This window comes from Gardnerella sp. DNF01180P (assembly GCF_049244205.1).
In the GTDB taxonomy this organism is placed as follows: domain Bacteria; phylum Actinomycetota; class Actinomycetes; order Actinomycetales; family Bifidobacteriaceae; genus Bifidobacterium; species Bifidobacterium swidsinskii.
Window position 1 is genome coordinate 732,317 of record NZ_CP058386.1, and the last position, 24,211, is coordinate 756,527.

At 42.0% G+C, this 24,211-nt stretch carries 22 protein-coding genes and 1 pseudogene; 17 read left to right on the forward strand and 6 right to left on the reverse strand.

Features of this window, described 5'->3' with window-relative positions; genetic code table 11:
- Nucleotides 1-2: 2 nt before the first annotated feature.
- From HXT40_RS02765 to era, 4 genes are read left to right on the forward strand one after another with little or no spacing between them, the layout of a single operon-like run.
- Nucleotides 3-1,196, forward strand: a complete 1,194-nt coding sequence (locus tag HXT40_RS02765) for a PhoH family protein (protein WP_004108736.1) — start codon at nucleotides 3-5, stop codon at nucleotides 1,194-1,196.
- Nucleotides 1,197-1,199: 3 nt separating this feature from the next.
- Nucleotides 1,200-1,766 (forward strand): rRNA maturation RNase YbeY, encoded by a 567-nt coding sequence (ybeY, locus tag HXT40_RS02770; RefSeq protein WP_004108739.1) that lies wholly within the window; start codon nucleotides 1,200-1,202, stop codon nucleotides 1,764-1,766.
- 20 nt (nucleotides 1,767-1,786) lie between these two features.
- Nucleotides 1,787-3,286: a hemolysin family protein gene (locus HXT40_RS02775; protein ID WP_004108742.1), complete on the forward strand. Its 1,500-nt coding sequence runs from the start codon at nucleotides 1,787-1,789 to the stop codon at nucleotides 3,284-3,286.
- Between the two features lie 22 nt (nucleotides 3,287-3,308).
- Nucleotides 3,309-4,370 (forward strand): GTPase Era, encoded by a 1,062-nt coding sequence (gene era, locus HXT40_RS02780; RefSeq protein ID WP_004108744.1) that lies wholly within the window; start codon nucleotides 3,309-3,311, stop codon nucleotides 4,368-4,370.
- A 180-nt stretch (nucleotides 4,371-4,550) separates the two neighbouring features.
- Here era and HXT40_RS02785 read toward each other — a convergent pair whose 3' ends face one another.
- Nucleotides 4,551-6,599, reverse strand: coding sequence for an AMP-dependent synthetase/ligase (locus HXT40_RS02785; protein WP_004108746.1), 2,049 nt, complete (start codon nucleotides 6,597-6,599; stop codon nucleotides 4,551-4,553).
- A 326-nt stretch (nucleotides 6,600-6,925) separates the two neighbouring features.
- Here HXT40_RS02785 and HXT40_RS02790 point away from each other — a divergent pair, with 326 nt between their 5' ends.
- The 6 genes and pseudogenes from HXT40_RS02790 to HXT40_RS02815 all read left to right on the forward strand — a co-directional run bounded on the left by HXT40_RS02790 (nucleotide 6,926) and on the right by HXT40_RS02815 (nucleotide 11,520).
- On the forward strand, nucleotides 6,926-7,549 hold the full coding sequence (locus tag HXT40_RS02790; RefSeq protein WP_004108747.1) for a 50S ribosomal protein L25/general stress protein Ctc: 624 nt from the start codon (nucleotides 6,926-6,928) through the stop codon (nucleotides 7,547-7,549).
- Between the two features lie 248 nt (nucleotides 7,550-7,797).
- Nucleotides 7,798-8,967: a branched-chain amino acid aminotransferase gene (locus HXT40_RS02795; protein ID WP_004108753.1), complete on the forward strand. Its 1,170-nt coding sequence runs from the start codon at nucleotides 7,798-7,800 to the stop codon at nucleotides 8,965-8,967.
- A 142-nt stretch (nucleotides 8,968-9,109) separates the two neighbouring features.
- Nucleotides 9,110-9,823, forward strand: coding sequence for a trimeric intracellular cation channel family protein (locus HXT40_RS02800; RefSeq protein WP_410310440.1), 714 nt, complete (start codon nucleotides 9,110-9,112; stop codon nucleotides 9,821-9,823).
- Between the two features lie 154 nt (nucleotides 9,824-9,977).
- A pseudogene (locus tag HXT40_RS02805) lies at nucleotides 9,978-10,373 on the forward strand (transposase-like zinc-binding domain-containing protein); the annotation flags it as partial.
- Between the two features lie 309 nt (nucleotides 10,374-10,682).
- Entirely contained in the window at nucleotides 10,683-11,240 is a 558-nt protein-coding gene (locus HXT40_RS02810; RefSeq protein ID WP_004108760.1) for a hypothetical protein, read from the forward strand.
- Between the two features lies 1 nt (nucleotide 11,241).
- The gene (locus HXT40_RS02815; RefSeq protein ID WP_033888441.1) at nucleotides 11,242-11,520 is read left to right on the forward strand and encodes a hypothetical protein; all 279 of its coding nucleotides are present in this window, start codon (nucleotides 11,242-11,244) and stop codon (nucleotides 11,518-11,520) included.
- Between the two features lie 97 nt (nucleotides 11,521-11,617).
- On the opposite strand, the gene rpsT is transcribed toward HXT40_RS02815, so the two are convergent.
- The gene (gene rpsT / locus HXT40_RS02820; protein WP_004106518.1) at nucleotides 11,618-11,878 is read right to left on the reverse strand and encodes a 30S ribosomal protein S20; all 261 of its coding nucleotides are present in this window, start codon (nucleotides 11,876-11,878) and stop codon (nucleotides 11,618-11,620) included.
- Nucleotides 11,879-12,140: 262 nt separating this feature from the next.
- Between rpsT and lepA the strand changes: the two genes are divergently transcribed.
- From lepA to HXT40_RS02835, 3 genes are read left to right on the forward strand one after another with little or no spacing between them, the layout of a single operon-like run.
- Nucleotides 12,141-14,021, forward strand: a complete 1,881-nt coding sequence (gene lepA, locus HXT40_RS02825; protein WP_012914227.1) for a translation elongation factor 4 — start codon at nucleotides 12,141-12,143, stop codon at nucleotides 14,019-14,021.
- A complete protein-coding gene (gene hemW, locus HXT40_RS02830; RefSeq protein ID WP_004108768.1) occupies nucleotides 14,018-15,340 on the forward strand; it encodes a radical SAM family heme chaperone HemW in 1,323 nt (440 codons plus the stop codon). Before lepA ends, hemW begins: the two co-directional genes overlap by 4 nt.
- Nucleotides 15,341-15,397: 57 nt before the next feature.
- Complete coding sequence (locus HXT40_RS02835) at nucleotides 15,398-15,853, forward strand: tripartite tricarboxylate transporter TctB family protein (RefSeq protein ID WP_421777320.1); 456 nt, start codon at nucleotides 15,398-15,400, stop codon at nucleotides 15,851-15,853.
- Between the two features lie 261 nt (nucleotides 15,854-16,114).
- Here HXT40_RS02835 and HXT40_RS02840 read toward each other — a convergent pair whose 3' ends face one another.
- The 4 genes from HXT40_RS02840 to HXT40_RS02855 all read right to left on the reverse strand — a co-directional run bounded on the left by HXT40_RS02840 (nucleotide 16,115) and on the right by HXT40_RS02855 (nucleotide 19,795).
- Nucleotides 16,115-16,564, reverse strand: coding sequence for a Panacea domain-containing protein (locus HXT40_RS02840; protein ID WP_004108773.1), 450 nt, complete (start codon nucleotides 16,562-16,564; stop codon nucleotides 16,115-16,117).
- A gap of 215 nt (nucleotides 16,565-16,779) precedes the next feature.
- Nucleotides 16,780-17,712, reverse strand: coding sequence for a LysR family transcriptional regulator (locus HXT40_RS02845; protein ID WP_012914223.1), 933 nt, complete (start codon nucleotides 17,710-17,712; stop codon nucleotides 16,780-16,782).
- 182 nt (nucleotides 17,713-17,894) lie between these two features.
- The gene (locus HXT40_RS02850) at nucleotides 17,895-18,545 is read right to left on the reverse strand and encodes an HAD family hydrolase (protein ID WP_248893383.1); all 651 of its coding nucleotides are present in this window, start codon (nucleotides 18,543-18,545) and stop codon (nucleotides 17,895-17,897) included.
- Between the two features lie 98 nt (nucleotides 18,546-18,643).
- On the reverse strand, nucleotides 18,644-19,795 hold the full coding sequence (locus tag HXT40_RS02855; protein ID WP_416091196.1) for an ADP-dependent NAD(P)H-hydrate dehydratase: 1,152 nt from the start codon (nucleotides 19,793-19,795) through the stop codon (nucleotides 18,644-18,646).
- A 472-nt stretch (nucleotides 19,796-20,267) separates the two neighbouring features.
- Between HXT40_RS02855 and HXT40_RS02860 the strand changes: the two genes are divergently transcribed.
- From HXT40_RS02860 to HXT40_RS02875, 4 genes are all read left to right on the forward strand, one after another.
- Nucleotides 20,268-21,449, forward strand: coding sequence for a metal ABC transporter substrate-binding protein (locus HXT40_RS02860; protein ID WP_004108796.1), 1,182 nt, complete (start codon nucleotides 20,268-20,270; stop codon nucleotides 21,447-21,449).
- 144 nt (nucleotides 21,450-21,593) lie between these two features.
- Nucleotides 21,594-22,316, forward strand: a complete 723-nt coding sequence (locus tag HXT40_RS02865; protein ID WP_004574322.1) for a metal ABC transporter ATP-binding protein — start codon at nucleotides 21,594-21,596, stop codon at nucleotides 22,314-22,316.
- A 6-nt stretch (nucleotides 22,317-22,322) separates the two neighbouring features.
- Nucleotides 22,323-23,279 carry a metal ABC transporter permease gene (locus HXT40_RS02870; protein ID WP_012914218.1) on the forward strand — a complete coding sequence of 319 codons (957 nt, stop codon included), beginning with the start codon at nucleotides 22,323-22,325 and terminating at the stop codon, nucleotides 23,277-23,279.
- Nucleotides 23,280-24,173 carry a metal ABC transporter permease gene (locus tag HXT40_RS02875; protein ID WP_004108805.1) on the forward strand — a complete coding sequence of 298 codons (894 nt, stop codon included), beginning with the start codon at nucleotides 23,280-23,282 and terminating at the stop codon, nucleotides 24,171-24,173.
- The last annotated feature ends 38 nt before the right edge of the window (nucleotides 24,174-24,211 follow it).

Below are 24,211 nucleotides of genomic sequence, written 5' to 3' on the forward strand. Positions count from 1 at the left end.
CCGTGACGAAAAGTACTACGCGTTTTGTGCAAATTCCTAGCGAATTAAGCTCGGTTGCAGTTTTAGGTGCTGCAGATGCTGGTTTGCGTGAAGTAGAACATGCTTTTCCAGAAGCAGATATTACTGTGCGAGGCAAAGATGTTCAAATTGTTGCTCGTTCAGCTAGAGCAGATGAAGATGCAGCTAAAGCTGAGTATGCGTTTAGGCGCATGATTGATGCAGCTTACGAGCAACCTATGGATGCGTACGAAGTAAGACGCATGCTTGAGCGTGATATTTTGCATAACGATGAACACAATGTGCGTATAAACCGTATCGGTCATGATGGTGGAGTGCTTGGGAATAGTATTATTTCTTCGTCGTATGCAATTAATAATTCTGTTTCGCGCGCTGAAAATGAGTTTTCAAGAGATTCAAGTGAGCTGTTGCCTTCTAGTGAAGAAGCTCATCGCCGTGCTATGAGCAGAAGAGCTCGAATGAGTAAAGGCGTGATTACGTTTGCTGGAGGAAATCCTGTTCGCGCAAAAACTGCTGGTCAAACAGCGTATGTGCAAGCAATGGATTGCAATATTGTAACGTTTGGAATTGGTCCTGCTGGTACTGGAAAAACGTATTTAGCAGTTGCTAAAGCTGTTCGTGCATTGGAAGATGGAAGAGTCCGCAGAATTGTTCTTACTCGTCCTGCTGTTGAAGCTGGCGAAAACTTAGGATTCTTGCCTGGTACTTTAAACGATAAGGTTGATCCATATTTGCGTCCACTCTATGATGCACTTTCTGATATGCTTGGATCTGCACAATTAAAACGCTATCTTGACGAGAATGTTGTTGAAGTTGCTCCTCTTGCTTATATGCGAGGTCGCACATTAAACGATGCTTTTGTTATTCTTGATGAAGCGCAAAATGCGACTGTTCAGCAATTAAAAATGTTCCTAACTCGACTCGGTTTTAATACAACCATGGTGATTACAGGAGATAGTACGCAGGTTGATTTAGCAGTTGTGCGTTCTGGTCTTGTTTCTATTGAGAAGATTTTGGGCGAAGTTAAAGATATTGCTTTTGTGCATTTGCAAGCAGAAGACGTTGTGCGTCATGCTTTGGTTGGTCGTATTGTGGAAGCATACGAAAATTACGATGCAATGCTTGAGCGTAAAAAACGTGAACGTACTAAAGAATCTACTGAGAGGAATAACAGATAAATCATGAGCATTGAAGTCATGAATGAAACAGTGTGGAATATTGACGCTAAAATCTTCTCAGATCTTGGAATGTGGGTTCTTCAACAAATGAAAGTAAGTACGCATTCGGATTTATCGATTACTTTTGTTGATCCAGAGCCAATTGCCTGTTTGCATGAACGTTGGATGAACCTAGAAGGCCCAACGGATGTTATGAGTTTTCCAATGGACGAGCTTACTCCTGGAAGCGATGAAAAAGTTTCTGAAGGAATGCTTGGAGACTTGGTGATTTGCCCGTGGGTTGCTCAACAGCAGGCGCTCGCAGCTGGGCACAGTACTATGGAAGAAATGTTGTTGCTAACTATTCACGGTATTTTGCATTTGCTTGGCTATGATCACACTACTCCGGAAGAAGAAAAGCAAATGTTTGGTTTGCAACGTCAACTAATGCTTACTTTTTTCGCTGCTCGATCTGGAGAATTGTATGATGCTACGTTGCCGGAAGGTGCAATAAACGAGCTTGAGCGTTACGATGCTGAGCATGAAGCGAGTAGCGTCAAAAATAAAAATAAAAATAAAAAACAGCATTAAAGCGCATTAAGAGCATAATTATGGAATATATTAAACGAATATTTTCTAGCATATCAGTTCCGCAATTGCCGTTGCATGTCTGGATTGGTTTAGCCGCATTGCTTGTGCTGGCAATGCTGCTTGTATGGCTTTCGCTTGCGATGGCTGCTGCAGAAGGTGCAGTGCCTAGAGTTACTCGTGCAAGCTTAAATAATCTTATGATTGAAGCGCAAACGCATGATGATGAAACTAGTGCCATAGTGCGTATGCGTCGAATTGCTAGAATCCATCGTGTAAAAAAACTGATTGCTGACCGTTATACAACTTCTGGAGCATGCGCTTTTGTGCGTGTGCTATGTAACGTTTTAGATGGAGTTTTGTTTGCTTCTTTAGCTGCATTTTTCGGCTCGCCTTTATGGGTAACTCTTATTATTGGTGTTGTTGTTTCAGTAGTTGTAGCTGTGATTTCTATTCTTGTTCGCCCACGTTCGGTTGGTGCGGCTCAACCTGTAGCAAAGTTGATGCGGCTTTCTCGCATTGTGTCTATTGCTATTGCGATTAATCCTTTAGTGCATATTGCTAGCGATGTTGACGTCACTTCTAGGAAAAAGCATGTTGATCCGTCAGATGATGAAGCTTTGGAAGATATTCAGCTGGATCAAGCAAAGGCTAGTATTGACCGACTTGTTGAAGCGAATGATTTCGATCCGGAAGTTTCGGAAATGATGCGCAATGTGCTCACGCTTTCAGATACTTTGACTCGCGAAATAATGGTACCTAGAACCGATATGATTTGCGTAAAAAGCGACGAAACGCTGGAAAATTTCCTTAAATTATGCTCTCGCTCAGGATTTTCTCGAGTTCCCGTCATTGGAGATTCTGTAGATGATTTAGTAGGTGTTGCTTATTTGAAGGATGCTGTACGCGCTACTGTGTTTAATCCTGCAGCATCTTCTAGAGCAGTTGAAACAATTAGCCGAGACCCTATGCTTGTTCCTGAGTCGAAGCCGGTTGACGATTTATTCCACGAAATGCAGCGAATTCGCCAGCATGTGGCAGTAGTGGTTGACGAATATGGTGGAATTGCTGGTTTGGTTACTATTGAGGATGCTATTGAGCAAATTGTTGGCGAGTTGGAAGATGAGCACGATCGCACTCAGCATGCAGATCCGGAAGAAATACGTGACGGCGTGTGGAAGATGCCTGCTCGAACGTCAATCGCAGATTTGGAAGATATTTTTGAAGTTCATATTGACGAAGACGATGTGGATACTGTGTTTGGTTTGCTTACGAAGTTGATTGGTAATGTGCCGATTGTTGGTTCCAGTGCTATTACAAGAGGACTAAAATTAACTGCTGTAGATTCAGCTGGTAGGCGAAAGAAAGTATCTACTATTTTAGTAGAACGAGATGCGCAAGTTTTGGAAGAGTCTAAGGATAATCAAAATGACATTAGCTCTTCCGAAAAATCTGCTGAAAGCAAACAAACCAATGCTTTGAAGCAAGCTAGTACTATGAAACAAACGAATATGCTGAAATAAAGAACTGGACGGTAAGAATAACGTGAATAATATTAACAACTTTGACGATACTGATGACTTCGATGACACTGATGACTTTGACGACGAGATGTTTGCAAATCTAGACGCTTCAACTTGCGCAACGATTTCTACTCCTGATTTTCACGGTTATCGTTCCGGTTTCGTAGCTGTAGTTGGTAGACCAAACGTTGGTAAGTCTACGCTTATGAATGCTCTTATTGGTACGCAAATTGCTATTGCGTCTTCTCGTCCGGAAACTACGCGTAAGGCTATTCGAGGGATTGTTACTACCGATAATGCACAAATGGTGTTGGTTGATACTCCTGGTATTCACCGTCCTCGTACGCTTCTTGGTCAGCGTTTGAACGATATTGTTGACGAGTCGCTTGCAGATGTTGACGCGATTGCATTTTTGCTCCCAGCAGACCAGGAAATAGGACCAGGAGATAGGCGAATTTTAAGCCGTCTTCGCTCTGATTTTGCTAAAAAAGATGAGAAGGGCAATTGGACTTGGAAAGTTCCGCTTATCGGTATTGTTACGAAAATCGATACGCTTAGTCGCAGTGAGTTAGTTACGCATTTGCTTCAAATTCAGCAGTTTGCTGATTTTACGGATATTGTGCCTGTGAGTGCGTTGGAACGTGACAATGTTGACGAAGTTAAGAATGTTTTGATTCAAAACTTGCCGGAAGGTCCGCAAATGTATCCGGCGGATCAGCTTAGTGAGGAAAGCACAGAAAGCATGATTTCGGAGCTTATTCGCGGCGCATTTTTGGAAGAGTTGGACGACGAGTTGCCTCATTCTTTAGCTGTTGTAGTTGACGATATTGTGTATCCGGGGGATGGCGAAGATACTCAATACGAAGACAACAAAGCGCATGTGCTTGTATCTGTTTATGTTGAGCGTGATTCTCAAAAGCCGATTATTATTGGTCATCGTGCGGAGCATTTAGTGCGCGTAAAGAAGCGTTTGCGCACGGCGGTAAATCGTATTACTGGAACAAAAGCTGTGCTTGAATTGCACGTGAAAGTTGCAAAAGGATGGCAGAGCGACCCTAAGAAGCTTGAGCGTTTAGGGTTCTAGTAGAGCATATTTTGCTTATTTCGATATTATTGGACAATTACTTAATTTTATTGTGCCTTAAGCCTAATGTGTTTGCACAAAATTGTCGTAAATTAATGCAAAGCCGCGGCGAGCAAGTTGAATAAAACAAGTTAAGCCGCGGTTTTGCGATATGCACTTAGTTAAGTTAATTTAAACAAACTACTTTTTGCGCGTCGTATACATTTGTGTATTAAGTAAAGTAGTGTAGCGCTTAATAACTCGTGGACGAATAATCTTCATAGACGCAGTCATTAAGCCGTTTTCTTGCGTAAACTCTTCTGGCAAAATAATGAACTTTCGCACAGATTCTGCGCGTGACACGCCTTCGTTGGCAAGATCTATAAATTTTTGCACTTCAGCACGAACGACAGCATTATTAGCAGCCTCTTCCATGCTCATAGTAGCGTCAAGACCCTTGAGTTTAAGCCAATTTCGTAAAGTTTCTTCGTCTAAAGTAACAAGTGCAGAAATAAACGGACGCTTATCTCCAAGAACGAGAGCTTGAGACACAAGTTCGCATCTCTTAATCATCTCTTCAATAGGTCCAGGAGCAACATTCTTACCGCCAGCAGTAATGATCAAATCCTTCTTACGTCCGGTAATATAAAGCATGCCATCGTCGTCAATTCGTCCCAAATCGCCTGTTGCATACCATCCATCTTTAGTAAATGAAGTTTCTGTTGCTTCATCGTTTTTGTGATACTTATGGAATACGCAAGTGCCTTTAATTTGAACTTCGCCGTCGGATGCGATTCGCAAAGTAAAAGCTGGGAATGCAATGCCAACAGAACCTTCTCGGAATGGAACTCCAATAGGAGTAAACGCGCATGGTGCAGTAGTTTCTGTAAGACCATAACCTTCGTAGACAGGAACTCCTGCTCCGCGGAAGAATGAAAGCAATTCAGGATCTAGAGGAGCTCCACCTGCAACAATCCAGCGTGCGCGACCGCCAAGAGCTTGGCGAAGTGGACGATAAACAAGCGGATCGTAAGCAGTGCGGCGAGCTTTAGTAAGAGCTTTAGCATCACCAAATTCCTGAACTTCCTTCATATACTGTTGAGCCGTCACAACAGCACCCTGGAAAGCCAAGCCTTTAGCACCGTGACCAGCCTTCTGCGAAGCTGCGTTATAAACCTTCTCAAGAACTCGAGGGACAACGATCATAACCGTAGGTTTTGCAACTTGCAAATCAGAAATCAAAGTAGGAATACCTTGAGCAATATAAATGCGCAATGTACTTGCAACAACAATATAGTTAATTGCTCTTGCAAAAGAGTGTGCTTGAGGAAGGAACAAAAGCACAGAACCGTCTTTTTCGCTAAGCAAATTTGGCAAGTAAACAGGCAAATTCAACGCTGTAGTGCAATAGTGTTCGTGAGTCATTTCCACGCCTTTAGGTGCAGCTGTGGAACCAGAAGTGTAAACAATAGAGCACAAGTCTGTTTTCTTTACAGAATCAATGCGAGCATCTAGTTCCTCATCGCTAACAGCGTATCCGAAAGCTTGAAGTTCTGCTAAACCGCCTGTTTCAATGCAAATAATGCGTTCCAAGCTTGGGCATTCTTCAATAGCTCCATCAGCTTTATCTCGCATGTCAGTTGTTTCAACAATAAGGAAACGCGAGTCGGAATTATTCACAATATTGCGAATTTGCTCAGCTGAATCCGTGTCATAAATAGTTGCAAGAACACCACCACAAGCCATAACTGCTGCGTCGGTGACGTCCCACTCATATGATGTTTTGCACATAAGGGCAACGGCGTCGCCTTTGCGCAATCCGTAGTGCATCAAACCTTTTGCAGCATCGCGTACTTCTTGAAGGAACTGATTAGCTGTTTTTGTGACCCACTTATCGTTTTCTTTATAAGTGTAAAGAGGATCGTCGCCCATACGTGCTGCGCGATCTGCGTATAAGTCATAAATGCTTGTGCCTTCGTCAAGAGGTGCTGCGCTTTCGGTTTTTGTGGTCAGCAAGCCTGTTTTCGGATCGATAAACGTCGTTGTTGGCATTTGCGCGCCCCACTCTTCTACGTGTGGAAGGCGTTGCTTTTGTGAAAGTAAAGTATTTGTGTTTTCTTGATCCGTATTAAGGTAGTCTGGTTCGCCTGCACGGTCATCGCTGACTGGGTGCGCGAAGTTACTGCCAATACGCAATGCTTTACGGGCAAGATTAAACGCTTGCTGTTGGAGTGCATTAAAAACGGACACATTTGCTCCTTCATTATGCCAAACGGCTTGCGGATTAAGCGCACATCATAGTATCATGCTATGCACTTTCATACTATTAACTATAATAATCGTTCGTATGCTCAAGTAGCAGTTATATTCGATTTGATTAGTAATAATTTTGTATTTGCCATAAGTCGTAGCCTGTCGTTAGAATAGCAAAGTTGCTTTGGCGAGGGAATATGCCGCTAGCTTTGTGGCAGAGTTCCGTTATCGACTGGGCTGATAGCCTCTTATGGTTTTCGGCGCGTCGGTGCGCCTGAAGCTGGATTAACAAACTAAACTATCCAGACCATAAGGAGACCGATATGGCTACAAAAATTACTCTTGAAGGCGAATTGCGCACTGAGTTTGGTAAGGGTGTTGCTCGTCGTTTGCGCGTAGCTCAGCTGATTCCAGCAAGCCTTTATGCTGGCGGTGCTGAACCAGTGCATGTTACTCTTCCAATGCGCGAAACCACTTTGGCTTTGCGTCACGCTAATGCTTTGTTCACTATTAAGTTTGGCAAGGAATCTCGCATTGCAGTTGTTAAGGATGTTCAGCGTAACCCTGTTAAGCGCATTGTAGAACACATTGACTTCTACGAAGTTAAGGCTGGCGAAAAGATTGACGTTGAAGTTCCAGTCTTCGTTGAAGGCACTCCAAAGGGTGCTGCAGTTGCATTCGTGGATGTCCAGGAGCTCAAGGTTCGCGCAGACGTTGCTAACTTGCCAGAGCGTTTGGTTGTTAACGTTGATGGTTTGACCGACGGCATCAAGGTGTTTGCTAAGGATGTCAAGCTTCCTGAGGGTGTTGAGCTCGATATGGATGGCGAAGAATCCGTTGTGAGCGTCACTGTTCCTGAAGATGCTGCTACAGCCGAAGCTGCTGCTCCTGCTGCAGATGCTGCTGCCGCCGCTCCAGCTGCTGCTCCTGCTGCAGAAGAAAAGTAAGTTAACGTATTTACTTATAGATTATAAAATAGTATAAAATTTTAAGCCGCATAAGTCAGTTCTTATGCGGCTTTTTTCATATAAAATCAACAAATTTGCTAAATAATTTTTACTTTAAAGCATATTTTTTGAAATATTTCTTAAGATATTTTGGCGTGTAAGTTTTGCGAAAAACAAGAATCGTATTATTCTATACGTTAATTGCGGTAAAAGGCAAGTAGAAATAATCCACATAGAAAAGAGACATAATGGCTGATTTAGAAGTAGCTCCAGAGTTTTCTGACGCTTATGAGTCTTATGATCATAGCGATACAACTCTGTTGAACAAATTGGCTGGCAACTTTGAAGTTCTGCCGAATGATAATCCAGTTTCGGACGCAAAGCGCAACGAACTTATTGATAAGCCTGCTTTCGGTCAGATTTTCTCCGACAATATGGTTCATATGTCTTGGACTAAAGGCGAAGGATGGTCTGATCGTCGTGTAGAGCCTTATGGTCCATTGAAAATGGATCCAGGTGCATCTGTGTTGCACTATGCTCAGGAGTGCTTTGAAGGTTTGAAGGCTTATAAGCGCGCCGACGGCTCTATTTGGCTTTTCCGCCCAGATATTAATGCTGCTCGTTTCCAAAATTCTGCTAAGCGTTTGTATTTGCCGGAACTCTCTATTGATGATTTTATTGGATCGGTTGCAGCCTTGGTAAAGCGAGATAAGCAATGGGTTCCGAGCCGTCGAGAGTATACGCTTTACATGCGTCCATTCATGTTTGCTTCCGAGCCGTTCCTCGGTGTGCGCGAAGCTCACGAAGTTGAATACTGTGTTATCGCTTCTCCATCCGGCCCATACTTCAAGGGTGGTTTGAAGCCTGTTAGCATTTGGGTTGAAGATCAGTGGTTCCGTACTGGTCCTGGTGGTACTGGTTTTGCTAAGTGCGGTGGAAATTACGCTGCTTCCTTGCTTGGTGAATACAAGGGTATTGAGCACGGTTGCGAGCAGGTGTGCTTCGTCGATGCTGCAACTAAGACTTATTTGGAAGAGCTTGGTGGCATGAATATGTTCGCACTCCACAAGGATGGCCATTTGGAAACTCCATCTCTTACTGGCAGTATTCTTCCTGGCGTTACGCGTCGTTCTTTGATTCAGCTTGCTGAGGAAGCAGGACATAAGGTTGTTGAAACCATGATTCCTCTTCAAGGGTTGCTTGACGACATTCGTTCTGGCGAGGTTACTGAAGTCTTTGCTTGCGGTACTGCTGCAATCATTACGCCAATTGGTCGCTTTAAGTCCGATGAATTCGATCTTAAGGTTGCCGATGGTGGCGTTGGTGAGTTAACTCAGGCTTTGCGCGATGAGTTACTTGGCATTCAGCTCGGTGATGTCGAAGATAAGCATAACTGGATGTGGAAAGTTTGCGACTGATTTATATAAGTTAGTTAATATTATCTAATCTAATGTTGCTTATGGCGCGTTGTACTCTATATATTTAGATATCGTATAGAGTACAACGCGTTTGTTTGTTATGCGCGCAGTGTTTTGGTGAATTTATTTGAAGGGAAATGCTTTGGAAGGTGCGTTAGGGGATAACATCTTTTTTCTTATAGTTGAGTATGTTGCTATGGGATGTTGTGGCATGGTTGGCGGCATGTGGGCTATTCGTAAGAATTATGATGTTTTTGCGATTATTACTACGTCTTGGATAACTGCATTGGGTGGCGGTATTGTTCGTGATGTGTTGCTTGGAGCATTGCCACCTGTTGGTATTGCTGATCGTGGTTTTGTTATTACAGGTCTGCTTTCTGGTGTTATTGTGGCTGTTGCTCACCCTGAGATTGATAAATGGCGTTGGTTTATGCTTACGCTTGATGCCTTGGCGTTGGGCCTGTTTGCTGTGAATGGCACAGCAAAAGGTTTGGACTTCCACATGTCTGGTATGGCTTCAGTATTTTTAGGAATGGCAACTGCTTTAGGAGGTGGTTTGATTCGCGACATGATTTTGAATCAAGTTCCTGTTATTGTGCGGGATAAGCATTGGTATGCTTTCCCTGCTTCAGTGGGATGTATACTAACCGTTTGTGTTGTAAAAGCAAGGTATGCAGGTTATTTTGGTTTAACTGTTGAAATATTGCTTGATGTCCTTATTGTTGCTCTTGTTGTTGCAATGCGTTTGTTGTCTGTGAAACTAGATTTAACTTTATTTGGAGCAATGAACCGCACGGAACCTATTAAGGTTAGACGTCCTCGTATTCGTCATATTAATAATCGTCGTCATCGTTAATATTGGGTAAGCGGCAAAAAAGTGTGTCTAAAAACCCGAGTTTTCGTTGAAATACCAAGGGAAGCTCGCTGTCATTAAGCTAAAAAGCTTAACATTTAGTATTACTTGACATTGAAAACAAATAGAGGTATAAGGCGTGCGATGTGCTTAATACATGCCTAGATTAAGTAGTAAACGCTGCCCAATATGCTCTCATTCAATGAAGAGAAATGGTAGAACACGTAAAGGTGCTATCCATTGGAGATGTACTGCATGTGGAATGTCTTTTACAAGGAAACGTGAAGATATTACACATGTAGCACAATTTGATAAATTCATTCATTGGATTATGGGAAACCAGACTCAATGTGAAGCCTGTCCTAGTGGTTCTGATAGAACATGGCGATATCGGATTGAATGGTATTGGAATGTTAAACCAGAATTACCCGAGACAGGCGAAATTTATGACTATGTTCAAATCGATGGAACATACCTTCCATACGGGTGGTGTTTATTAACCGCGGCAAGCAAGGGTAAAGTTATTGCTTTGCAATGGTGTAACAAAGAAAATTATTGATGACCAGCAATCAATTGGGTCTTCGGGTTTCGATACAAGCTTTGACTTATGTAGGGCAGATTACCACCCAGATATATCAATTAGAAAAGGAACACTACACTAACGACACGCCTGAATAAACACGTTTACAGACACACTTTTGCCGCTTACCTGATTATGACGGCGTTTCTATCAATCAAGTATTATACTGTTGACTTGTGAGCATAACAACGTGAGTCACTCACCACATGTTTGGCCAACATGCTGTTTACTGGAATACGCTTACTCACTAATTGATAAGGCCAATATTAGAGAGATTATCTCATGATAAAGAAAGTTAGTTCATTGTTAATAGCTGCAGCATCATTACTTGGAAGTATGGTGTTTGCAACTCCATCTTTTGCAGTTCAATCAACATCACAATATGGGAATTTTAAGTCTGAAATGAGAGGATTGCGTTCTCCAGATGGTCGACGTTCAATTGTTCCAGTATCTGGACAAGGATTGAATGTGCATACGCTAGCTGGTGATACTATCGTAGTAAAGAATAATATAGCTACTTGGAGAGATGCAACAAATCATACTATAGCAACTATCAATTTAACAGTTCATGACGGGCAGCATGTTGATTTTGGTTATAGCAAAGTTCTTCATAGGATTGCTCCTACTGTTTCCTTAGAGACAGCTTTAGAACGTGGTGGAAAGAAACATCATTGTATTCCTAAATGGATTGGTGTGGGATGGAATGTTTTATGGGATGCAACAGTTTGTACTCCATTATCACTTGGTATTTCTGGATTGGCGTCACCAATTGCTGGTGTTTCGGCTGATATAGCTTGTAGCGCTGCAGGTGGCACTTTGACAGCAGCATTGGGGTGTTAATATGGATGATGCAACTATTTCGAAGAAGCATGCCACAACAGGGCATCGGTCATGGCTTGCTTCGTTTGCTACCATTTGGCTGACGAGTGTTGTTTTCTCGTGCATCAATCATTTACCTTGGTATGCCAATGCTATTTCAGGGGTAATCTTGCTGATCGCAGCGTTTGTATGCCATGCATTGTTGCAGCATCACCATGTGAAGCCTATGGATTACGTGGTGTTTGCTGCTGCCGTGGCAGTTATACTCGTAGTGGTACTCGTATTGGCGTATATCGTCTAAATTACGTTGCCGATAGAGTGATATAAATAATCCCCAGCACCGATTGGTACTGGGGATTTTCCTTACATGCTGTGTTATGCAGTTACCTGCACAAACTTCACAGAGCGTTAATCGCTACAGCAAGACCAGACTTGCGGTTTGCAGCCTGATTCTTATGAATCACGCCACGACCTGCAGCCTTGTCAAGCTTCTTAGCGGCTACTGCGAAAGCGGCCTGCGCTGCAGCCTTATCACCAGCGGTGATGGCTTCACGAGTAGCACGAATAGCAGTCTTCAAAGCAGACTTTACTGCTACGTTACGCTTATGTGCTTTCTCGTTAGTGAGAACACGCTTTTTCTGCGACTTAATGTTTGCCACTGTTACTCCAAACGACGTTTGCTATATAAGGACATACAAATGATAAGTGTATCATGCTTATTAGATAAATATAGTAGTTTATATAATTAATTTGTTATTGTTGGTTTAATTAAAAACTTATTGAATATGCTATTTAATAAATAACTTTCGTATTTTGCACTTTACGCTAAGGTAGTAGATTTGCTAGTATTGATTAGTTATAGTGCTTGATTTATGTTTGCATGTTTTCATGTATTCGCATTCTTAAAAGGAGATATTTGCCTTGATTACACCGCATAACCAGCCAGGATTTACGGATCAATCGTTGATACGCAATTTCTGCATTATTGCGCATATCGATCACGGCAAGTCTACTGTAGCTGACCGCATTTTACAACTTTCAGGAATCGTGCCAGAGCGTGAAATGCGAGACCGTTTCTTGGATCGCATGGATATTGAGCAAGAGCGCGGTATTACTATTAAATCTCAGGCTGTTCGAGTGCCGTGGACTTTTGAAGGCAAAGAGTATTCGCTTGGCATGATTGATACTCCTGGTCACGTCGATTTTACTTACGAGGTTTCACGCGCGCTGGCAGCATGCGAAGGTGCGGTGCTGCTTGTTGACGCAACTCAGGGCATTGAAGCGCAAACGCTTTCTAATCTTTATATGGCAATCGACCACAATTTGACGATTATTCCTGTGCTTAACAAAATCGACTTGCCAAGCGCAGAGCCAGACAAGCATGCTGAAGAAATAGCTGGATTAATTGGTTGCAAGCCGGAGGACGTGTTGCGCGTTTCTGGTAAAACCGGCGAAGGTGTTAAAGACTTACTTGATCAAATTGTGCTGGAAGTTCCAGCCCCAAGCGGAAATCCTGATTCTCCTGCTCGCGCGCTCATTTTTGATTCAGTCTACGATTCGTATCGCGGAATTGTCACCTATATTCGTATGGTTGATGGCGAACTTAAGTCGCGCGAAAAATTGCATATGATGGGAATCGGCATGACGCACGATCCTATTGAAATCGGCGTTATTAGCCCAGATATGACTCCAACAAAGGCGCTTGGGGCTGGCGAAGTCGGCTACGTAATTACAGGCGCAAAAGACGTGAGTCAATCTAAAGTCGGCGACACTATTACTAGCGCCGTAAATCCTGCATCTGAGCCTTTGGATGGCTACCGCGACCCTAAACCTATGGTTTACGCAGGTCTTTTCCCAATTGATAACGCTCAATTCCCAGATCTTCGAGATGCTCTCGACAAGCTAAAACTTAATGATGCAGCTCTTATTTACGAGCCAGAAACGTCTGTTGCGTTGGGCTTTGGTTTCCGTTGTGGATTCTTAGGTCTTCTACACATGGAGATTGTTTCAGAGCGCTTAAGCCGCGAGTTTGGCTTGGATCTTATTTCCACTGCTCCTAACGTAACTTATGACGTCACTAGCGAAGATGGTAAAGAACATCACGTAACAAATCCTAGCGAGTTTCCAGAAGGCAAGATTAAGCGCATTATTGAGCCAATGGTTGCTGCAGATATTATTACGCCGAAAGAATTTATTGGTGCTGTAATGGATTTGTGCCAGGATCATCGCGGAGAAATGGGCACAATGGAATACATTAGTGCAGACCGCGTGGAAATGCATTACAGGATTCCTCTTGCAGAAATCGTTTTTGACTTCTTTGATCAGCTTAAAAGCCGCACAAAAGGCTATGCTTCTCTTGACTACCACGAAGATGGCGAGCAAGCTGCCGATTTAGTGAAAGTTGATATTCTTATTCAGGGAGATAAGGTTGACGCTTTTAGTGCGATTGTGCACCGAGATAAGGCTTATTCTTACGGCGTTATGATGACTAAGAAGCTTCGTGGACTTATTCCTCGTCAGCAGTTTGAAATTCCAATTCAGGCTGCAATTGGCTCTAGAATTATTGCTCGTGAAACTATTAGCGCTCTTCGAAAAGACGTGCTCGCTAAATGCTACGGCGGCGATATTACGCGTAAACGTAAGCTTCTTGAAAAGCAGAAGGCTGGTAAGAAGCGCATGAAGATGCTCGGACATGTTGAAGTTCCGCAGGAAGCATTCGTTGCGGCTTTGGCTACAGACGAGAGCGCAAACGATCGCGATACTAAAGATAAGATTCGCGCAGCGCAAAAGTCTGAAGGATGAGTTTAGAGTTGGATGCTGAATTAAATAAATCAGCTATGCAAACTGAAAGTATGCCTTTTGAAGTGTACGTGCACGTGCCGTTTTGCTTGCGCCGCTGCGGTTATTGCGATTTTAACACGTATACTGCTCGCGATTTGGGTGAAGGTGCAAGTCGCGAAGGTTATGCGGATGTTGCGATTCAAGAGATGCGTCTTGTAAAAAAATGGCAGGAATATCACGGAATTTTCGAACCTAAAGCGCAATCTGTTTTCTTCGGTGGAGGCACTCCAACAGTTCTTAAAGCGCAAGATTTAGTGCGAATTTTGCAAGAAATACGCAACTTGTGGGGGTTTAATAAAGACGCGGAAATAACTACTGAAGCAAATCCGGATACTGCAGACGAAAAGTATATTGAAACGCTTGCAGAAGGCGGATTTACGCGAATATCTTTCGGAATGCAATCAGCAGTGCCGCATGTTCTTAAAACTCTTGACCGCACGCATACTCCAGAAAACGTAACTCGCGGTGTAAAAGCAGCAAACGCATGTGGTTTGCGTTCAAGTGTTGACTTGATTTATGGCGCTCCGGGAGAGAGTCTAGACGATTGGCGAGAGTCAGTAGAAATGGCTTTAAGCCTAGGTGTTAACCATATTTCTGCATATGCGCTAACGGTAGAGCCGCGCACAAAAATGGGTCGTCAAATCGCTGCTGGCACTATTCAAGCGCCAAACGACGATGATGAAGCTCAAAAATACGAGTTGGCAGACGAACTTTTTAACTCTGCTGGATTACAATGGTACGAGATTTCTAATTGGGCGCGTCCGGGTTTTGAATCTCAACATAATCTTGGCTACTGGCGAAATATTGATTGGGCTGGAATTGGTCCTGGAGCACATTCGCACTACAATGCTGCCAATCGTATTAGTAAACAAAGCATGGATGATAGTGCTTCTTTAGCTAATCCAAACGAGTTTTATAACCTTCGCTCATGGGATATTTTGCACCCAAAACGATGGGCGCATGCTATAAATCTTGGAAATGTGCCGTGGCAAAACTACGAGTGTATAAATGCTGAAGATGCGCTTATTGAAGAAGTAATGCTTGGGCTTCGCATTAAAGAAGGTCTTAATATTTTGCAATTGTGCGAAAAGATGCGCGAAACTAATAAGGTGTTCGATGATTCGCATTTGCAAAAAGTGTTACGCGAAGTGTGTAAGGAAGATTTGGCAGTGTTGCACGAAAATCGCATTATCGCAACACGCAAAGGTAGGCTGCTCAACGATTTATTAATAGAAAGAATTGTCGACGCGTGTGAAGAAGGCCTTACCGTGCTAAAATAGTGCGTATTGTGTCATAAATGCTTGATATACGAAAATTCAATGTAGAAAGGAACAATCATGGCAAACCGCAAAGAGCGTCGCGCGAAGGAAAGGCAGAGCCGCAAGGGGATTCCTTCTCAATATGATGAAACAAAAGGTCGCGCTCGCGGAGGCATGATTGACGAATACAATTTACAAGAACGCTCTAGAAGACTTCAAGAGAGGGGAACTGGTCCTTGGAAGCCAACTTCTAACGTGACAGCTGAGGAGGAGAGACTGGCTCGCAATGTTAAGCGATCTCAGTTGGGCGATGATACTTGGAATGTTGTTCGTAAAGTTGTCGGAGTGTTTTCCTGGGCTGTGATTTTGCTTTCCGCGCTTGCTTTCTTGGTGATTATGTGGCTTCCTAGCCAGCCTATTGTGCTTGTTGTGGTAGTTTCCATTTTGTTTGCATTAGGCGTGTTTGGCTTGTTCTTTAGCTTTAGTAATTCTAGGCAGAATCCGCGCCTTGACGAGCACGGCACTGCGATTTAGATGTACTTATAAAATAAGAATGTTTTTTAATGATTAAGGTGGGCACTTGCTAATAACAACGTGCTCGCCTTAATTGTTTGTGTGCGCTCCGACCTGCTTTCGCGCTTAGAGCGTAGCGCGCGAAAGCAACTCGGAGCGGAAACTCGCTTAAGTTGGAAGTCCAGTGGACTTCCAACGCGAGTTTCGTAAGCGAGCGCGTTACCCGCGCGAGCGCATACTGCGTTACGGTCTCTAGTTGGCGCTCTTCGGACATTCGCGCATTTACACAATAGGATGCTTAATGTAGTAGTCGTGCATTGACTTCTTGGAAATTATTTCCTCGCTGCCTTGATTTGCAGATATGCCGATTCTCGCGCGAATCCACGGATCTTCTTTATGCGTTCTTTCGCTGAGCTGATTTCCTGTAAGATTTCCAAGTTTTGCGCACACTTCCTCTATAATCTTGACCTGCTCATATTCTAAAGTTGCGCATCTTTCTGGAAGAGAAATCAGTAGTTCTTCTTTGCGAATTGTGAATCTTCCTCGATGCCTGTTAAATAGTTCCAATGAAACCGGACCGTTCGTCCAAGCTTCAAAATCTTCCGGAAATAGTGACAATCCAGTTGTAGCTAAGCTGTGCGCTTGAGAATAATACACAAGCTTCTGCAGCTTCATAGTTGTCATTGGTCCCATAATTTCCAATATTTTTGCCGCTACATTAATAATGCCCATCACGCATCTCCTTTTTCTTTGCAACAAATTAATAGCGATTTTATGAATGGAAAAAGTGAGCGTCAATTCGATTAAAGAAATGTGGACAACTTGTATTATGAGTTATTTTTTAGTTTGTGTTATTTTGCAAGTTCAACTTATTTGATTGTTGTTTTGCGAACTAATCATTTAATAGTTCAACATGCAATAAGTTAATAAGCGAGTAAGTTAATAAACTAATTTCGTGAATCTATAAGCGCGTAACCATGTCTTACAAGCACAGATTTAAGTTGCGTAAGATAAGCGAGTGAAGCTCTTGAAAGCTTCGTGCGCTCGTTGGTAATCCAGCCAACAAGCATAGTGTCATCACATTCAAGCGGAATAGTGACAATTTTTTCATTGTTTAAATCGCCGTTATCTATTCCAGTGCAAACAGTGTAACCATTCAACCCAATAATAAAGTTTAAAATGGTAGCGCGGTCAGAAACGTTGATCTTTTTCGGTGGGCGAGTAGGCCAAACCGCTTCTTCTGCGAAGAAGAAACTTCCTTCTTCTCCCTGTTCGTATTGAATAAAAGGATACGGTTTCAAATCTTCCAAACTCAAGCTTTTTCGCACTGCAAGCGGATTATTTCTAGAAAGAAAAACATGCAATTTTGCTCGGAAAAGCGGGTGGAATTCCAAATGTTTTTCACGAAGCAGCTTGCCGATTACATCCTTGTTGTAGTCAGAAAGATAAAGAATTCCAAGGTCTGCGCGCATATCGCTTACTTGCTTAATGATATTTTTTGTGCGCGTCTCGCGAATTGAAAACTCGTATTCGTTAGAATGAATACTGCGAATCATATCGACGAATGCTTCAACAGCAAACATGTAGTGTTGTGTTGCAACGCTGCATAATTGTGGGCGAGGCTTCGTACTTTTGTATCGTTCTTCAAGAAGATCCGCCTGCTCAATTACTTGTCGAGCGTACGTCAAAAACTCAGCTCCATCAGCTGTTAATGCAATTCCTTGAGTGGATCTAGTGAAAATTTCAATGTTAAGTTCTCTTTCAAGCTCTTTTACAGAAGAGCTCAATGCCGGTTGTGAAATATATAGTGCTCGTGCTGCTTCATTCATTGAACCGCAGTCAACGATTTTTACAATATACTTCAGTTGTAGCAAAGTCATACGAGCTTCTTTCGTGAGCTAAAAGTTACGATAATCATCAAAAACCACATAAATGAGCCGCTAACGAATCTAGCAAAAGGTATAGGCATAACCTAATTCTTAGTTGCCATAACCATAGTTTCACATAACTATAGTTTTATACATGATCTTAGTAATATAAGCTAAATATTTAAGCAATATTATTAAAGATTTACTCCTACTGAAGCTAAATCTTTACGCGCTTGCTCTGCAGTTGTAAAAACAAAGCCATGCATGCCAACTCTATGAGCTCCATCAATATTTGCTGGTTTGTCGTCGAAGAAAACAGTTGTTTGCGGATTTAATCCAAATCTACTTATAGCAAGTTCAAAAATTTCCGGTTCTGGCTTATGCAAATGCTCAACACCGGAAATAATGGTTCCTTGCAAAAGAGTAGAAAGTTCTGGGAATTTGCGTAACGCAAGTGGGAAAGTTTCTTTAGACCAATTTGTTAAGCCCCATACGCCGTATCCAGCTTTACGTAAATCATGCAATAAATCAACCATTCCAGGCATCATTCGTGTCAAAACTTGGTCATAATGAGCGCAATACCAACGGAAAGCTTCAGCAAGTTCGCTTCCAAAGCGACGTTCGTATTCAGGCATAAGATCTTTCAAAAGCTCGCCGCCATCCATGCGGTCCTCAAATTCATAGAACCCGGCTAAATCGTTCTTTCCAAAGCTTCCATTAGGGCAAATAGTATCAGCTAAATTCGGGAACTGGTTTTGCAAACAGTTTCGGCAATTCCATTCGAGTAGAACTTTGCAATAATCAAACATGACGTCATGGATCTCAATATTTTGTGCGTTAGTCATTTATTTCTACTCCTTCTATTTTGTTTCATACGTTATTTTACATTCGCGTATTTTGTTTCATGCGTTAATTTTGTACACTGCTGATATTATTCCGCGCGCTACTTTATATTAATAAGAATCCCAAGAACATGCGGTAATGCATTTATAATGTCGCTTGCCACAATTGGATGTTCCAAAGTTAAAGCACGCTTTGATTTCACTATGTCTTGCACTAGTTGAGTGTAATTGTTTCCTCCGCTACTGCGTGACGCAAATACTGCGCAAACTCCATGAATCACAGCTGCGCTCGCTGCAATAAGTGCGTAATTTTTGTTGTTCGCATTGTTTTTCTCGTTGTTGTTCGCGTTGTTTTCGTTATCTTTTTCGTGCTGAGCCAGCAATGCTCCTAAAATTCCTGCTAGCACATCTCCTGAGCCTGCAGTTGCTAGCCAGGATGGAGCGTATTGTGCAATATAAATAGGAGAGTGCAATTTTGATGGTGATGCAACTGCTGTTGTTGCGCCTTTAACTAACACAGTTGCTCCAGTAAGATCGGCTGCTTTTTGAGCGTAGTGTGTTGGGTTGCTGGCTATTTGTTGTGCGCTTACTTCTAAATCGTATCTAGTAAAAAGCGAGCTTAATTCTCCTGCGTGAGGTGTGAGAACTACTTTTTCGCAAACTTGTTTTGGTAGTAAGTCTAATGCTCCAGCATCTACGCATATTGGCGGAAGATTGTTATTTAATTGCGTTTCAGCGTTGTCGTTTTTGTTGTCGTTTTTGTTGTCGTTTTCGTTTTCGTTGGAGTATTTTGCAAGTATGCTAGCAATGTATTTTCTTTGAGATAAAGCCGTTTCGTCGTTGCAATGGCTTTCGTCTGGTATGCCGCATCCAACTGTTATTGCGTCGATTTTTCCGTTTAATTGTTCGTATGCTACTACTTCAGGTGATGCTTGCAATACTAAATTTTGTGCACGAAGAGGACCTGAATAACGGACCATTCCAATATTTGCATGTATTGCAGCGCTTGTGCTTAACACTGCTGCTCCGGGATAGTCGTTTGAACCGGTAATTACGCCTAGAACGCCTCTTGAATATTTATTATCGCTTGCATGAGGCGTGCGCAATGGTGTGGAAGCAAGATGAATATCTACTGATATTTCATTATTTGCAGAGTTTTTATCGTCAGTGTGTGAACTGTCAGGTTTTGCAATGTAATTCATACCATCTGTATTGCCAAACATAGTATTAAGTGTAATCGTCGTTAAGCACATGCAGAGTTGGCTAAACATGTGTATTACTGTCTAAACTTATGTATTGTTACAATTTGTAAACATTTTGAAAATATTTGTAATTTTTTTGTTATTCTGCGTGTCGTGAATATTATGGCGTGTCGCTACTAGTTTTGCGTAAAAAATAAACAAAAATGCCTGATTAATAAATTTGTCCAAATGTTATAATCACATTTATTTTTTCGTTGGTATATTAACGTTTTTTAATGCAAGATAAAGCAGAAAGCAGCATGGTCTTTTTTGAAATTTTGCATTATAGCAGATGAAAAATTCACGAAACGCATTTTTGCAAAAATAATTATATTTTTTCACATTTTTTATTGACCGTTACGCATATTTTTCTTATGCTATAAGCGTTATTGCGAATGATTATTTTTTTCATGAATAGCTTTCATGAGTACCTCTCACAATCAACCCATGCAATAACAGTTAAAGATTCCCGAAAGGAACGAGTGTGAAAACTTCACGAATTTTCGCAACTGCAGCTGCGGTTGCATTATTAGCAACTTCTATGGGTGCTTGCGGCTCTGCAAAAAATGCCGAAAATAAGGCGAAGGGCAATCAAGTAAATGTAGTGGCAACTACAACTCAAATTTGCGATTACGTAACTCAAATCGCTTCAACTGCTGACGCAAAATCTGGATTGAGCCTCAATAAGACTGATTCTCAGGGCAAGAAGTCTGTAATCGGAGCTCCTCAAGACAAAGCAAAGTCAACAATTAATTTGACCTGCTTGCTTGCGCCAAACGCTTCTGCTCATGAGCATGAAATGACTCCAGCTCAATCTAAAGCTCTTTCTAAGGCTGATTTGATGCTTGTTTCTGGTGTAGATCTCGAGCACTTCTTGGATCAAGCTGTGAAAGCTACCGGTTTTAAGGGCACTATGGGTGTAACTTCCGGTATTCTCACTGCTGACGAAATCAAGGATCCAAAGGCTGAGACTGCTAAGGAAAAGGATCTTCCATACAAGGTTGATCGCGGTATCGCTAAGGTGCATGCTGAAAAGTGGCCATTCCCTCCAGAAGAAGGCGAGAAGGAGCCTGAATTCCAGTACGATCCACATATTTGGACCAGCACGAAGAACACGATGATTCAGGTTAAGAATATCGGTTATTTCCTCGGAAAAGCTCTTCCTAAGAGTAAATCTATTTTCGATGAGCATGTTGAAAAGTTCGTTAAGTCTTTGACTGATTTGGATGCTTGGGCAACTAAAGCTTTGAATAGTGTGCCACAAAAGCATCGTGTTCTCTTCACTTCTCACGATGCATTCGGTTACTTCTCTCGTGACTACAATGTGAAGTTCATTGGTGCAGCACTTTCTGATTTCAACAGCCAGCAGGATGCTACTGCAGATCATATTCAGAAAGCTGCAGAAGATGTCAAGAAGTCCGGAGCTGTTGCGATTTTTGCTGAGAATTCTAACAATTCCAAGTCTATCAAGGCTGTTGCTGCAGCAGCAGGAGTAAAGGCTGTTATTGGCGACGACGCACTTTATGGAGATTCGCTTGGACCAGTCGGATCTGCAGGCGAAACTTACATCGGTTCCATTGTTCACAATGTTGAAACATTGGTGAAAGCTTGGAATGGTAATGTTCCTGAACTTCCAGATTCAGTTAAGACTGCATTGAAGAAGTAACATATAAATAACAGTAAAAATAATAGTATCGTAACAGTAACTTTAATAGCGAAAGTTTAATAGCGAAAGCAAGAAGTTACTGTTACGAATACTTATTAATAAACTGAAAAGACTGGAAATATAGTGAATAAGAGCGTCCTTGCAATGAAAAATTGCGACCTGGCATACGGTTATAAAACTGTAGTGACTGGTATTAATGGCAGTGTGCAAGCCGGGGAAGCTTTGGCTTTAATAGGTCCAAATGGTTCTGGGAAAACAACGTTTTTGCAGGCTATTATTGGTATCGTGCGCGTAAGTCGCGGTGAACTGAAAATGCCTAAGGCTTTGTCTATTGGATATGTTCCACAGCAGGTTGATTTGGATTTAACGTTCCCGATTACTGCACGGCAAGTTGTTGCAATGGGCTTAAGTAGACAGACAGGTTTTCTTGGATTGCTTAAAAAAGATCAGAAAAAAGCTGTTGAGGATGCTCTTAATCATGTTGGTTTATTAAATCGCGCAGATGTGCGATTTGGTGACCTTTCTGGCGGTCAGCGCCAGCGCATTCTTCTTGCGCGCGCGATTGTTGCAAAGCCAACGCTTATTTTGCTCGACGAACCTTTTAATGGTCTTGATGAACCGAATCGCCGAGAACTTCTTAATATTATGAAATCAGCAAAGCAAGAAGGTATTGCTTTTGTTGTATCTACGCACGATTTAGTTATTGCAGATGCTATTTGTGAAAAAGCGCTACTTTTAGCTGGCAAGCAGATTGCTTTTGGCGCGCTTAAAGAAGTAATGACTAAAGAAAATATTACTCGTGCATATGGTGGAAGCATGCCTGCTGCTTCTGCAGGTCTTACTTTTTCGGAAATTGCGGAAGGCTGATTTTCAATGCTTGCCCAATTAGTTGAGTCATTAAGAAAAGTTCTGGAACCAATTCCTGGTTTTGATTTTATTGCTTCTGCTCCTTATATTTTTCGCCCGTTCTGCTTACTTATAGTTCTATCTATAGCTAGCGGAATCGTTGGTGTATTTGTGAACTTGAGATGTGCTGAATTTAATGCGGAAGCTATTGTGCATGGCATATTTCCTGGAATTGTTGTAGGCGCTTTATACGGTGGCATAGATCAAATTATTCCTGGTGCTGCAATTTGTTCAGTATTTTTAGTTGCTGCATTAGTGTGGGCTTCTCGTTCAACTCGCATAAATGAATCGATTATCGCAACTGTTTTAACTACTTTCTTTGCTCTTGGTGTAGTAATTTCACTAAAAAAAGGTGATATGTCAGGTCAGCTCGAGGCATTGATGTTTGGTAGGCTGCTTGATGTCACTGATGAGCGAATGACTCAAGCAATGTGGATTTGCTTGTTTGCAATTATTGTGCTTTTGGCAACTTGGAAACAGCAGATTATTGTTGCTTTCGATCGAGCAAGTGCTCCATTAATGGGAGTGCATACTCTTTTTGTCGATATTGTTCTTAACGTTGGCATTGCTGCGGTTGTTGTTTCTGCATCTTCAGCTGTTGGTGTTCTTCTTGTGATCGGGTACCTTATTATTCCAGGAGCTAGTGCTCGTTTAGTGTCTAGAACAGTTGGGCGTATGGTTGCAGTTGGTATCTTTGTTGGTATTGCTGGAGTTGTTCTTGGTATGTACGTTATGAATTTGGAGCTTGATCATCCTATTTCTCCTCAAGCTGCAATTGCATTAAGCATGTGTGCAATGTTCGTAGTTGTGCTTATTGTACGCTGGCTATTCCAAGTCATTTCATCTATAGTTTTTGCGCATAAAACTCATACAAGCGGTACCGATATGCATGTTTTAGCAAAATCTTGTAAAGGTAGGGAATAGATGGTAAGTATTTGGCAAATTATTGCTCTACCTATAGTTGAAGCAATTGTTGTAGGTGCTCTATGTGGTTTTGTTGGCTCTCTCGCGCTTCTTAATCAGCGAATATTCTTTACTGAATCTATTACTCATGCTGCTTTTCCTGGAGCAGTATTAGGTGTAGTTTTAACTTCTGCTTATACAATAGATCAAAATATTTTGTCGCTTGGGCTTTTTGTCGGTGCTGCTGTTGCGTGTGTTGTACTTTCTTTAGTAATGTATGCACTTTCGCATCTTAAAGGCATTTCTTCGCAAGCTGCAGCTGGTATTACTTTAACTGTTGGCTTTGCTAGTGGATACTTTTTAAATAAGTGGTTTGCTCCATTGCCATTGCGTATTGAGGGATTTTTAACTGGATCATTGCTTAATTGCACTCCTGCAGACGTAATTTCAGCCTCTGTTGCTTTCTTGCTTGTTTTGGGATTATGGATTTTTAATTCTGCTAATCTTGTGCATTGCTCGTTTGACCCTATTAATTACCGTGCTGCAGGCGGAAGATCAGGTTTTATACAGGGCATGGTTCTTGCTTTGATTATTATTACTGTTTCCGTTATTATTCCAGCAGTTGGTACAGTTGTTTCAGTATCTCTTATTGCTGCTCCTGCTGCAGCATTAAAGGGAAGAATTGCTTCTATAAATAAATTCGTACTTGCATGCGTAATTACTGCTGTTTCAATTGCTTTAATTGGACTAGCTTTAGCTGTAATACTGAAGCTTTCTGCCGGTGGCACTATTGCTATTTGCGCTGGAGCTTTCTTCTTAATAGTCAAGATTGGCGAAAGCATTTTTATAAAAATTAATGATTTTTCATCAAGATTGCATGCAAGGCGAGAAAAAGTAGCCGAAAACGCTATTTAGCAAAAGAGTTTTAAAAGTCGCTCTGTTGTCCTAGAATG

Bases quoted from the DNA above. Each gene is read 5' to 3' on its own strand.
- ybeY (WP_004108739.1), top strand. From the start codon at position 1,200: ATGAGCATTGAAGTCATGAATGAAACAGTGTGGAATATTGACGCTAAA.
- HXT40_RS02775 (WP_004108742.1), top strand. From the start codon at position 1,787: ATGGAATATATTAAACGAATATTTTCTAGCATATCAGTTCCGCAATTG.
- HXT40_RS02790 (WP_004108747.1), top strand. From the start codon at position 6,926: ATGGCTACAAAAATTACTCTTGAAGGCGAATTGCGCACTGAGTTTGGT.
- HXT40_RS02795 (WP_004108753.1), top strand. From the start codon at position 7,798: ATGGCTGATTTAGAAGTAGCTCCAGAGTTTTCTGACGCTTATGAGTCT.
- HXT40_RS02810 (WP_004108760.1), top strand. From the start codon at position 10,683: ATGATAAAGAAAGTTAGTTCATTGTTAATAGCTGCAGCATCATTACTT.
- HXT40_RS02815 (WP_033888441.1), top strand. From the start codon at position 11,242: ATGGATGATGCAACTATTTCGAAGAAGCATGCCACAACAGGGCATCGG.
- hemW (WP_004108768.1), top strand. From the start codon at position 14,018: ATGAGTTTAGAGTTGGATGCTGAATTAAATAAATCAGCTATGCAAACT.
- HXT40_RS02835 (WP_421777320.1), top strand. From the start codon at position 15,398: ATGGCAAACCGCAAAGAGCGTCGCGCGAAGGAAAGGCAGAGCCGCAAG.
- HXT40_RS02840 (WP_004108773.1), bottom strand. From the start codon at position 16,564: ATGGGCATTATTAATGTAGCGGCAAAAATATTGGAAATTATGGGACCA.
- HXT40_RS02845 (WP_012914223.1), bottom strand. From the start codon at position 17,712: ATGACTTTGCTACAACTGAAGTATATTGTAAAAATCGTTGACTGCGGT.
- HXT40_RS02850 (WP_248893383.1), bottom strand. From the start codon at position 18,545: ATGACTAACGCACAAAATATTGAGATCCATGACGTCATGTTTGATTAT.
- HXT40_RS02855 (WP_416091196.1), bottom strand. From the start codon at position 19,795: ATGTGCTTAACGACGATTACACTTAATACTATGTTTGGCAATACAGAT.
- HXT40_RS02865 (WP_004574322.1), top strand. From the start codon at position 21,594: ATGAAAAATTGCGACCTGGCATACGGTTATAAAACTGTAGTGACTGGT.
- HXT40_RS02870 (WP_012914218.1), top strand. From the start codon at position 22,323: ATGCTTGCCCAATTAGTTGAGTCATTAAGAAAAGTTCTGGAACCAATT.
- HXT40_RS02875 (WP_004108805.1), top strand. From the start codon at position 23,280: ATGGTAAGTATTTGGCAAATTATTGCTCTACCTATAGTTGAAGCAATT.